This window comes from Erythrobacter sp. WG (genome assembly GCF_026586795.1).
Taxonomy (GTDB): Bacteria; Pseudomonadota; Alphaproteobacteria; order Sphingomonadales; family Sphingomonadaceae; genus Erythrobacter.
Genome location: NZ_JAPFGY010000016.1, coordinates 71685 through 81725, shown reverse-complemented (window position 1 = coordinate 81725; position 10041 = coordinate 71685). Strand labels below are relative to the sequence as shown.

10 protein-coding genes and 1 pseudogene are annotated in these 10041 nt (G+C 70.3%); 7 read left to right on the top strand and 4 right to left on the bottom strand.

Going from position 1 to position 10041, the window contains the following annotated elements:
* The 6 genes and pseudogenes from OPU67_RS09970 to OPU67_RS09945 all read left to right on the top strand — a co-directional run.
* Positions 1 to 308: pseudogene (locus OPU67_RS09970) on the top strand (hypothetical protein); the annotation flags it as partial.
* A 2-nt stretch (positions 309 to 310) separates the two neighbouring features.
* A complete protein-coding gene (locus OPU67_RS09965) occupies positions 311 to 1228 on the top strand; it encodes an XrtA system polysaccharide deacetylase (protein WP_267619385.1) in 918 nt (305 codons plus the stop codon).
* On the top strand, positions 1225 to 2286 hold the full coding sequence (locus tag OPU67_RS09960) for a FemAB family XrtA/PEP-CTERM system-associated protein (protein ID WP_267619384.1): 1062 nt from the start codon (positions 1225 to 1227) through the stop codon (positions 2284 to 2286). Before OPU67_RS09965 ends, OPU67_RS09960 begins: the two co-directional genes overlap by 4 nt.
* Complete coding sequence (locus tag OPU67_RS09955) at positions 2286 to 3506, top strand: TIGR03087 family PEP-CTERM/XrtA system glycosyltransferase (RefSeq protein ID WP_267619383.1); 1221 nt, start codon at positions 2286 to 2288, stop codon at positions 3504 to 3506. The genes OPU67_RS09960 and OPU67_RS09955 overlap by 1 nt, the downstream gene beginning before the upstream one ends.
* A complete protein-coding gene (xrtA, locus tag OPU67_RS09950) occupies positions 3496 to 4497 on the top strand; it encodes an exosortase A (protein ID WP_267619382.1) in 1002 nt (333 codons plus the stop codon). The genes OPU67_RS09955 and xrtA overlap by 11 nt, the downstream gene beginning before the upstream one ends.
* A 12-nt stretch (positions 4498 to 4509) precedes the next feature.
* Positions 4510 to 6405, top strand: coding sequence for an XrtA/PEP-CTERM system amidotransferase (locus OPU67_RS09945; RefSeq protein WP_267619381.1), 1896 nt, complete (start codon positions 4510 to 4512; stop codon positions 6403 to 6405).
* On the opposite strand, the gene zapE is transcribed toward OPU67_RS09945, so the two are convergent.
* Genes zapE through OPU67_RS09930 form a run of 3 tightly spaced genes read right to left on the bottom strand, consistent with a single transcriptional unit; the run spans position 6402 to position 8764 of the window.
* Complete coding sequence (zapE, locus tag OPU67_RS09940; RefSeq protein WP_267619380.1) at positions 6402 to 7517, bottom strand: cell division protein ZapE; 1116 nt, start codon at positions 7515 to 7517, stop codon at positions 6402 to 6404. The two genes, OPU67_RS09945 and zapE, sit on opposite strands and share 4 nt — an antisense overlap.
* Before the next feature lies 1 nt (position 7518).
* On the bottom strand, positions 7519 to 7980 hold the full coding sequence (locus OPU67_RS09935) for a PaaI family thioesterase (protein ID WP_267619379.1): 462 nt from the start codon (positions 7978 to 7980) through the stop codon (positions 7519 to 7521).
* A 4-nt stretch (positions 7981 to 7984) separates the two neighbouring features.
* Positions 7985 to 8764: a succinate dehydrogenase iron-sulfur subunit gene (locus OPU67_RS09930; protein WP_267619378.1), complete on the bottom strand. Its 780-nt coding sequence runs from the start codon at positions 8762 to 8764 to the stop codon at positions 7985 to 7987.
* A 152-nt stretch (positions 8765 to 8916) separates the two neighbouring features.
* Between OPU67_RS09930 and OPU67_RS09925 the strand changes: the two genes are divergently transcribed.
* Complete coding sequence (locus OPU67_RS09925) at positions 8917 to 9660, top strand: SDR family NAD(P)-dependent oxidoreductase (protein WP_267619387.1); 744 nt, start codon at positions 8917 to 8919, stop codon at positions 9658 to 9660.
* Here OPU67_RS09925 and OPU67_RS09920 read toward each other — a convergent pair.
* Positions 9657 to 9953, bottom strand: coding sequence for a hypothetical protein (locus tag OPU67_RS09920; protein WP_267619377.1), 297 nt, complete (start codon positions 9951 to 9953; stop codon positions 9657 to 9659). The genes OPU67_RS09925 and OPU67_RS09920 overlap by 4 nt on opposite strands.
* Positions 9954 to 10041: the final 88 nt, after the last annotated feature.

Here is a 10041-nt window from a genome sequence, read left to right as displayed (position 1 = left end):
CACCCGCGCCGCCTCCCGCACCGACGGGCGTGCCCGCGACCGAAGTGGCCGCGCTCCTCGCCGAGCGTGACGCGCGCACCGCCGAGCTCGAGGCGGCGATCAGCGAATTGCAGGCCGCAGGCCTCGGCCGTCCCGCCGATGACGGCGCGGCCGTCTCGCCCGCCGAGGCAGCTGCCGCCGAGGCCCGGCTTGCCGCTGCGCTGGAGCGCATCGAGGCGCGGCTCGAGGAGCACGAGCAGTCCTTCCGCCACGTGCTCACCATGCTGATCGAATGGCTCGAGGAAGACCCGTCGCGCAGGGCCGCGTGACGATGAACGCAAGCTTCCACCTGCCGCCCCACGATCCAGCCCGGCTCGTCAACGGCCTGTCGGTCGATGTCGAGGACTGGTTCCAGGTCGGCGCTTTCGAGAACGTCATCGCCCGGGACGCGTGGGATACGCTCAAGACCCGCGTCGAGGACAATGTCCACCGCGTCATCGACCTCTTCGCCGAGGCGGACGTCAAGGCGACCTTCTTCACGTTGGGCTGGGTGGCGGGCCGCCATCCGGCGATGATCCGCCGCATCGTGGATGCCGGGCACGAGATCGCTAGCCACGGCTATGACCACGCCCGGGTATTCACCTTCACGCCCGCCGAATTCGCCGAGGACATCGCCAGGGCACGCGCGATCATCGAGGATTGCGCCGGCGTGGCGGTCACCGGCTACCGCGCGCCGAGCTTCTCGATCGACCACCGCACGCCCTGGGCCTTCGATATCCTCGCAGAGCAGGGCTATGCCTATTCCTCGAGCGTCGCGCCGGTGGTTCACGACCACTACGGCTGGCCCGAGGCGCCGCGCTTCGCCTTCCGCCCCCTTGCCGACTCGCCCCTGATCGAGATCCCGGTGACCACGGCGATGCTGGGCGGGCGCCGCGTCGCGGCGGGTGGCGGGGGCTTCTTTCGGGTGCTGCCCTATGCCTTCTCGCGCTGGGCGATCCGGCAGGTGAACCGCGAGGAGGCGCGCCCGGCGGTGTTCTATTTCCACCCGTGGGAGGTCGATCCCGACCAGCCGCGCGTCGGCCATGCCCCGGTGCGCTCGCGCCTCAGGCATTACACCGGGCTCGCCCGCATGGCGGGCAAGCTGCGCGAGCTGGTGGGCGAATTCGCCTGGGGACGGATGGACGATCTCGCCGCGATCGAGGCGCTGCGGACGGTCGATTTCGCGGGTTGCTCAGAGGTCGTCGCATGAACGCGCCCGTCAAGGCCGCGACCGGCGTGCGGCGCGCCGATCTCGCCGATCCGGGCGAGCGCGCGCGCATCGAGGGCTTCGTCGCCGAAATGGGCGCGAGCCTGTTCCACCGCCCGGCCTGGCTGATGGCGGTCGAGGCCGGCACCGGCCAGCGCGCCGAGGGTCTCGTCGCCGAGCGCATGGGCACGCTGACCGGCTGGCTGCCGCTCACAGCGGTGCGCTCGGCGCTGTTCGGCAAGGCGCTGGTCTCGAGCGGCTTCGGGGTGGGGGGCGGCCTCCTCGCCTGCGGCGAAGAGGCCGCGCAGGCGCTGGCCGAGGGCGCTCAGGGCTACGCCCTTCGCGCCCGGTTTCCTGGGATCGAGCTGCGCGGCGGCCCGGTGCCGCAGGGCTGGGCGAGCTGGTCCGACAAGCATTGCGGCTTCGAACGCGCGCTCGCGGCCGACGACGAGGCCGAGCTGCTGGCGATCCCGCGGAAGGCCCGCGCCGAGGTGAGGAAGGGCCTGGGGCTGGGCCACCGGGTGACGGTGGGGCGGGGGCCGGGCGATCTTGCCGCGCACTATGCCTGCTATGCACAGAGCGTGCGCAATCTCGGCACGCCGGTCTTCCCGCGCGCCCTGTTCCGCGCGATGCTCGCGGCCTTTCCGGACAATAGCGACATTCTCACCGTCTGGTCGGACAAGACCCCGCTGGCGAGCGTCCTCAGCTTCTACCATGGCGGCGCGGTCATGCCCTTCTGGGGCGGCGGCACCTTCGCCGCGCGCGCCGCGCGGGCCAACGAGGTGATGTATTACGAGCTGATGCTCCACGCGCGCCGCCAAGGGATGGCCCGCTTCGATTTCGGCCGCTCCAAGACCGGGAGCGGACCTTACGCCTTCAAGAAGAACTGGGGCTTCTTCCCCGAGCCGCTGACCTATGCCGCCTGGACCGCGCCCGGCACACGCCAGCGCAACATCGACCCCACCGATGCCGGCTACAGCCGCAAGATCGAGGCCTGGAAGAAGCTGCCGCTGCCGCTCGCCAATGCGCTCGGCCCGTGGATCGCGCGCGGGCTCGCCTGATGGGCGGCATCCTGTTCCTTGCCCACCGCGTCCCCTTTCCACCCGACCGGGGCGACCGGATCCGCGCGCATCACCTGCTGAAGGCGCTGGCGCGGCTCGGGCCGGTCCATGTCGGCTGCTTCGCGGCGGAGGACGGCGTGGGGGAGGGGGCGCTCGCCGCTCTCGCGGCATCGCACCATGTCGCGGCGCGCACCAAGCCGCTGCCGCTTGCCGGCCTCGAGGCGGTGCTGGCGGGTAAGCCGGTCAGCCTCACCGCCTTCCACAGCCGCGCGCTCGAGGCGTGGGTGCGCCGCACGATCGCTGAGCACCGGATCGAGGCGATCGTCGTCTTCTCCGGGCAGATGGGGCAATATGTGCCCGACGACTTCACCGGCCCGGTGATCGTCGACCTGTGCGACGTCGACAGCGCCAAGTTCGCCTCCTACGCTGCCGCCGGCGAGCGGGTGTGGCTCAACGCCCGCGAGGCGCGGCTGCTGGGGCGCGAGGAGGAGCGGCTGGGGCGGCGGGCCGATGCGACGATCCTCATCTCCGAGGCCGAGGCGGCGCTCTACCGCTCGCGTCTGACCGATCCGGCGGCGGTCCGCATCGAAGTCATGGGCAACGGCATTGACGCAGCCTTCTTCGATCCTGCCGCAACCGCCCCGCACCCCGATCTGGCCGCGCGCCCCGGCCCGCATTTCGTCTTCACCGGGCAGATGGACTACCGCCCGAACGAGCAGGCGGCGCTGTGGGTGATCGAGGCGCTTCTGCCGGTGCTGCGCGCCCGGCTGCCGCAGGCGACCTTCCACGTCGTCGGCCGCAGCCCGACTTCGCGGCTGATGGCGCATGATGGCGCGCCCGGCGTGCGCGTGTGGGGCGCGGTCGCGGACGTGCGCCCCTTCCTCGCCGCTGCCGACGCCGTGCTCGCCCCGCTGCTGATCGCGCGCGGGGTGCAGAACAAGGTCCTGGAGGCGATGGCGATGGCGCGGCCCGTGGTGCTGACGCCCGAGGCCGCCACCGGCATCGCCGCCGAGGACGGTGCGCAGTGGCTGGTCTGCCCGCCCGACCCGGCGGCGATGGCGGCGCGGATCGAACTGCTCCTGAGCGATCCCGAGGCCGTCACCCGCCTCGGCGGGGCGGCGCGCCGTTTCGTGCTGGGCCACCACGACTGGGAGGCGATGCTGAGCCCGCTGGCCGGGCTGCTCGGTGCGCCGCAGGACGGCCGTCGCCATGCCGCCTGAGGCCGCCGCACTTCCCGCGGCGCGGCACGCGGCGCTGCCCGCTGCCTGGCGCGCGCCGCTTGCGGGGCTCGCGCTTGGGGTACTCGCGCTGGTCGCCGTCACCGCCGGGGCGTGGGGCGCGATGCTCCACCAGTGGTGGAACATCGACACCTACAACCACCTGCTGCTCGTCCCCTTCATCATCGCCTGGCTGGTCGGCCTGAAGGCGCGCGAACTTGCCGCGCTGAGCCCGCAGCCCTTCTGGCCCGCGCTCGGCGCTGTGGCGGCGGGACTCGCGCTGTGGCGGGCGGGCGAGGCGCTCGGCGTCAATCTCCTCGCCCAGGCGGGAGCGGTGGGCGCGGTGCAGGCGGCGGTCGTCACCGTCATCGGCCTGCGCGCCAGCCTCGTGCTGGCCGTGCCGCTGGCCTTCGCTGCCTTCCTCGTGCCCTTCGGCGACGAGATCATCCCCCCGCTCCAGGCAATCACCGCCGACATCGCCATCGCGCTCGTCCACTTCGCCGGAGTGCCGGCGCGGATCGAGGGGATCCACATCCACACCCCGGCGGGGCTGTTCATCGTCGCCGAGGCGTGCTCGGGCGTGAAGTTCCTGATCGCGATGGTGGCGCTTGGCGTGCTGGTCTGCGCCACCCGCCTGCGCCGCTGGACCACCCGCGCGGCTTTCATTGCGGCCTGCGTCATCGTGCCGATCCTCGCCAACGGGGTGCGCGCCTTCGCCACGATCTATGTCGCGCAGTTCGTCGGCGCCGAGCGGGCCACTGGTTTCGACCACATCGTCTATGGCTGGGTGTTCTTCGCCATCGTCCTTGCCATCCTGCTCGGCGCGGCGTGGCGCTTCGTCGAGCGCGAGCCGGAGAGCCACGGCTGGCCGCCCGAGACGATCGCCGGCTGGGCCTGGCTCACCCGCGCCGAGGCCTTGCGCGTCTCGCCCGGCAGGGCGGCGGGTGCGATCGTCGCGATGGCGGGCGTTGCCGCGCTGACCATGCTCCTCTAGGCCCATCCAGCGATGTGCGGGATTGCCGGGATCTTCCATGCCGAAACCCCCAAGCCGGTCGATCCCGCGCGGATCGCCCGGATGACCGACGCGCTCGCGCATCGCGGGCCCGACGGGTCGGGCGTGTGGACCAATCAGGGCGTGGGGCTCGGCCACCGGCGTCTCTCGATCATCGACATCGCCGGGTCCCCCCAGCCGATGCATTCGGCCGACGGGCGCGCGGTGATCGTCTTCAACGGCGAGATCTACAACTTCCGCGAGCTGCGCCGCGAACTGGAGCAGGCGGGCTTCACCTTCCGCACGAGCGGGGACACCGAGGTGATCCTCGCGGCGTGGCAGAAGTGGGGGCCAGACTGCCTGTCGCGCCTCGACGGGATGTTCGCCTTTGCGATCTTCGACATCGCCACCCGCCGGCTGTTCCTGGCGCGCGACCGCTTCGGGGTGAAGCCACTGTTCTTGGCCCACCTTTCCGACGGGAGCATCGCCTTCGCCTCGGAGCTGAAGGGCCTCCTTGCCCACCCGCTGCTGCGCCGCCGGGTGAACCCGCAGGCAATCGAGGCCTACATGGCGTGGGGCTATGTGCCCGACACGCATTCGATCCTCGCCGGGGTCGAGAAGCTCCCCGCCGGCCACTTCTGGCTGATGGAGCAGGGCCGCGCCCCCGGCCGTCCGCAGCGCTGGTGGGACATATCCTTCGCCGAGCGCGAGCGCGGGAGCGAGGCCGATCTTTCCGCCCAGCTCGTCCACCTGCTGCGCGAGGGCGTGCGCTCTCGCATGGTCGCCGACGTGCCGCTCGGCGCGTTCCTGTCGGGAGGCGTGGACTCCTCGGGCGTGGTCGCCCTCATGGCCGAGGCTTCGCACAAGCCGGTCCAGACCTGCTCGATCGGCTTCGATGTCGCGGCCTATGACGAGACCTCCTACGCCCGTCAGGTGGCGGCGAAGTTCGGGGCGGACCATCAGGAGCGGATCGTCGCCACCGATGATTTCGCCGCCATCGATGCCCTTGCCGCGATGTTCGACGAGCCCTTCGCCGATGCCTCGGCGCTGCCCACCTGGCGCGTGTGCCAGCTGGCGCGCGAGCGGGTGACGGTGGCGCTCTCGGGCGACGGGGCGGACGAGGCCTTTGCCGGATACCGCCGCCAGGTGTTCCACCACCACGAGGAGCGGGCCCGCGGCATTCTGCCGGCGGGTCTGCGTGCCCCGCTGTTCGGCGCGCTGGGCCGCGCCTGGCCCAAGGCCGACTGGGCCCCGCGCCCCCTGCGCGCCAAGGCGACCCTGCTCGCGCTCGCCGAGAGCGGGGAGGAGGGCTACGCCCGCGGCCTCTCGGTGACCCTGCCGGACGCTCGCCGGGCGCTATACGCGGAGAGCTTTGCCGCCAGCCTCGACGGCTTCCGCGCCGAAAACGAGCTGATCGCCCTGATGCGCTCGGCGCCGGGTCGCTCTGGCCTTGACCGCGCGCAATATGCCGATCTTACCTTCTGGATGCCCGGCGACATCCTCACCAAGGTGGACCGCACCAGCATGGCGGTGAGCCTCGAAGCGCGGGAGCCGCTGCTCGATCACCGGCTTGTGGAGTTCGCCGCGCGCCTGCCCGAGGGGATGCGGGTGCAGGGGGGCATCGGCAAGTATCTGCTGAAGAAGACGCTCGAACGCTATCTGCCCCACGACATCCTCTACCGGCCCAAACAGGGTTTCGTGACGCCGATCGCCGAATGGCTGAGGGGGCCGCTCGCTGACGCTTCGCGGGGGATTGCTTCGGGCAGTCTGGCGCAGACGGGGTTCTTCGATGCGAAAGCGATCGCGGCCATGGCCGAGGCGCATATCGGTGGACGCGCGGATCATTCGCGGACCTTGTGGCAGCTGCTGATGCTTGAGAAGTCGCTGGGGCGGCTCGGGGTGAGCGCCTAATCTTCCTTCCCGTGGCCCAGCGCCATGTAGTCGGCGCTCTGCATCTCGTTCAGGCGGCTGACCGTCCGCTCGAACTCGAAAGCGCCGTCGCCGGCCTGATAGAGGTCTTCCGGCAGCGCCGCGGCGGTGACGAACAGCTTCACGCGGTGCTCGTAGAGCGCGTCGATCAGCTTTGTGAAGCGGATCGCTTCGTTGCGGTTCTCCGGCCCCATTTTCGGAATGCCGACGAGAATGACGGTGTGGAACGCCCGCGCCACCGCGAGGTAATCCGCCGCGCCGCGGTTTTCTGCGCACAGCTTCTTGAAGCTGAACACGCCGACGCCCTTGAGGCATTTAGGAACGTGGAGCGTGCGTCCGCCCCCAAGATCGAGCTCGCCCGACGGCACGTTGGCCGCATCTTCGGGGGCGAAGTCGGTGAGGCGGAAGAACGCCTCGCGAACCTGTTCGGTCGCGGCCTCGCCGAGGGGCGCGTGCCACATCGCGAGGCTGCCGATCCGGTCCAGCCGGTAGTCGGTCGGGCCGTTGAGGCTCAGCACCTCCATGCGCGCCTCGACGAGGTCGATGAAGGGCAGGAACAGCGAGCGGTTGAGGCCGTCCTTGTAGAGATCGCGTGGGGGCCGATTGGAGGTGGTGACGATCACCGTGCCCGCCGCCATAAGCGCCGTGAAGAACCGGCCCATGATCGCGGCATCGGCGGTGTTGGTGACGACCATCTCGTCGAAGGCCAGGCACCGCACCTCTTCGGCCATGTCCTCCGCCACCGCGATCAGCGGATCGGCGCGCTGGGCCTTGCGCGCGTCGGTCACGCGCCGGTCGAGATCGAGCATGAAGGCGTGGAAGTGGACCCGGCGCTTTTTCGCGAGCGCGAGCGTGTCGACGAACAGGTCCATCAGCATCGACTTGCCGCGCCCGACGCCGCCCCACAGGTAGAGGCCGCGCGGCGGCTCGGGCTTCCTGCCGAAGAGCTTGCCAAGGAAGCCGCCCGATGGCGCCTCGGCCTCCAGCGCGTCCTGAAGCGCTGCCAGTCGCTCCGCGGCCGCGCGCTGATCGGGGTCGGCGCGCAGCTCTCCGCTGGCGATCAGCGCGTCATAGCGGGCGAGGAGGCCCGGCACGTCAGCCGCGCGGCAGCATCTTGCGCACGATGCCGGAGAAGCTGGCGACGGTCTCGTCCTCCTGCACCACCATCCCGCGCACGAAGACCAGCTTGCCGGTCTCGCGCACGATCTCGGTCACGGCATCGAGCGGCCGCTTGGGATCGCCGCCGCCCACGAACTGCGTCGAAAGTTCGAGTGTCACCGACGGGCCGGCATTGCCGGTGCCGATCGTGTGCATCGTCACAAACAGCGAGATGTCGATCAGCGACAGGATGATCGCGCCGTGGATGACGCCCGACAGGTTTTCGTGGCGGCGCTCGGGGAACATCCTGAGGCGCGCCTTGCCGTCGGCATCCACGCGGGTGATGAGCTTGCCCATCACCGCGCCGTTGAACAGCGTCTCGTCCTTGAGGTTCCAGTGCCGCCAGCCCGGGTTTGCCGGGTCCGGCCCGTGTTCGAAAACGTCGTCCTTCAGCGCCACAATATCAGATCGCGCGCTCGGCCAGCATCTTCTTGGTTTCGGCGATCGCCTTGGCGGGCGAGAGGCCCTTGGGGCACACGTTCGCGCAGTTCATGATGGTGTGGCAGCGATAGAGGCGGAAGGGGTCCTCGAGATCGTCGAGCCGCTCGCCGGTCATCTCGTCGCGGCTGTCGGCCAGCCAGCGGTAAGCCTGGAGCAGGATCGCGGGCCCAAGGAACTTGTCCGAGTTCCACCAGTAGCTCGGGCACGAGGTCGAGCAGCAGGCGCACAGGATGCACTCGTAGAGCCCGTCGAGCTTCTCGCGCTGTTCGGGCGATTGCAGCCGCTCCTTGCCCGAAGGCGTGGTGCTGACGGTCTGGAGCCAGGGGCGGATCGAGGCGTATTGCGCGTAGAAGTGCGTGAAGTCGGGCACGAGGTCCTTGATCACGTCCATGTGCGGCAGCGGGGTGATGCGGATCTCGCCCTTCAGGTCCTCGATCGCGGTGGTGCAGGCGAGCGCGTTCTTACCGTTGATGTTCATCGAGCACGACCCGCAAATCCCCTCGCGGCACGAGCGGCGGAAGGTGAGGGTGGGATCGACCTCGTTCTTGATCTTGAACAGGGCGTCCAAAACCATCGGCCCGCACTGGTCGAGGTCGAGCTCGAACTTGTCGTAGCGCGGGTTCTGGCCGCTGTCGGGATCGTAGCGGTAGATCTTGAACGACTTCACCCGGCCACCCTGGGCCTTGTGGACCTGGCCATCATTGCGGATCTTGGAATTCTTGGGGAGAGTGAAGGTTGCCATTGCTGATCCCGGTTTTCGCGTGTCGCCCTACTTAGCGGCATTGCCGGAGGGCGCAAGCGCGGGCGGCCTGTCAAGTGTTGCAGGGTTTCGCACAGGCGTTGACCCCCGCGTCATGCGGGGAACCAAGCCCAGGCCTCGCGCGCTTGGCCCGCATGGTGGAACCGGAACGGGTGGAAGCGTGGCCGCGCAGCGCGGCGGTGTTCGGCGCGAGCGGCGGCATCGGCTGCGCTCTGTGCGAGGGCCTGGCGGCGCGTGGCTGCGCGCGGCTCTACGCAGGCTCGCGCCGGGGCGGGGGGCTGGGCCTCGCGGGGGAGGTGCCCTTCGCCTTCGATCTCACCGACGAGGCGAGCATCGCTGCCGCCGCCGAGCTGATGCGAGGAGAGCCGCCCGAATGGATCATCGTCGCCACCGGCGTGCTGACGCTCGCTGACGGCACGGGGCCGGAGCGCAGCTACAGGCGGCTCGATGCGGCGGCAATGGCGCAGGTCTTCGCATTGAACGCCATCGGCCCGGCGCTGATCGCCAAGCACTGCCTTGCGCTGATGCCGCGCGCCCGGGCCTTCACCTTCGCGGCGCTCTCGGCGCGGGTGGGCTCGATCTCGGACAACCGGCTCGGCGGATGGCATTCCTACCGCGCGAGCAAGGCGGCGCTCAATATGCTGCTCAGGAACCTTGCGATCGAGATGGCGCGCACCCATCCCGAAGCCGTGGTCGTGGGCCTCCATCCGGGAACGGTCGACAGCGCCTTGTCGCAGCCCTTCCAGTCGGGCCTGCGCGAGGGGCAGTTGACGCAGCCCGGGGATGCCGCGGCGAACCTGCTCGGTGTGCTGGCAGGCCTTACCCCGGCGCAATCTGGACGGGTGTTCGACTTTCGCGGCGACGAGGTCCTGCCCTAGTCGAAAATCCCGACGGCGAGCTCGGCCCAGACCGCGAGGAACACGATCACCGCAAGCCCAACCCCGGCGATGCGCGACAGGGGCGTGCCGAGCCAGCGCAGCGCGGCCTCGACCCCGAGGCACAATCCGGCGAGGAGCGCGGCGGCCATGGCGAAATCGCCCGGTCCCCAGTCGACTTCGCGAGTGACGAGCATCGCCGCGGCCGGGACCAGCAGCAGGCCGGCCGCCGCGACCCAGAGGCGCGGGTGGAAACGCGGGGCAGGGGGCGGCGCGGCGCGGGATGTGAGGTCCATGCGCCAAGGTAACATCCTGGCCTGGCGCGGCGAAGCCGAATTCGACAAGCGACGTTGGAAGCGCCCCGGTGTTGCGCTATGCGTGCCG

Coding starts and splice junctions, on each gene's coding strand:
- OPU67_RS09965 (WP_267619385.1), top strand. CDS start 311: ATGAACGCAAGCTTCCACCTGCCGCCCCACGATCCAGCCCGGCTCGTC.
- OPU67_RS09960 (WP_267619384.1), top strand. CDS start 1,225: ATGAACGCGCCCGTCAAGGCCGCGACCGGCGTGCGGCGCGCCGATCTC.
- OPU67_RS09955 (WP_267619383.1), top strand. CDS start 2,286: ATGGGCGGCATCCTGTTCCTTGCCCACCGCGTCCCCTTTCCACCCGAC.
- xrtA (WP_267619382.1), top strand. CDS start 3,496: ATGCCGCCTGAGGCCGCCGCACTTCCCGCGGCGCGGCACGCGGCGCTG.
- OPU67_RS09945 (WP_267619381.1), top strand. CDS start 4,510: ATGTGCGGGATTGCCGGGATCTTCCATGCCGAAACCCCCAAGCCGGTC.
- OPU67_RS09930 (WP_267619378.1), bottom strand. CDS start 8,764: ATGGCAACCTTCACTCTCCCCAAGAATTCCAAGATCCGCAATGATGGC.
- OPU67_RS09925 (WP_267619387.1), top strand. CDS start 8,917: ATGGTGGAACCGGAACGGGTGGAAGCGTGGCCGCGCAGCGCGGCGGTG.
- OPU67_RS09920 (WP_267619377.1), bottom strand. CDS start 9,953: ATGGACCTCACATCCCGCGCCGCGCCGCCCCCTGCCCCGCGTTTCCAC.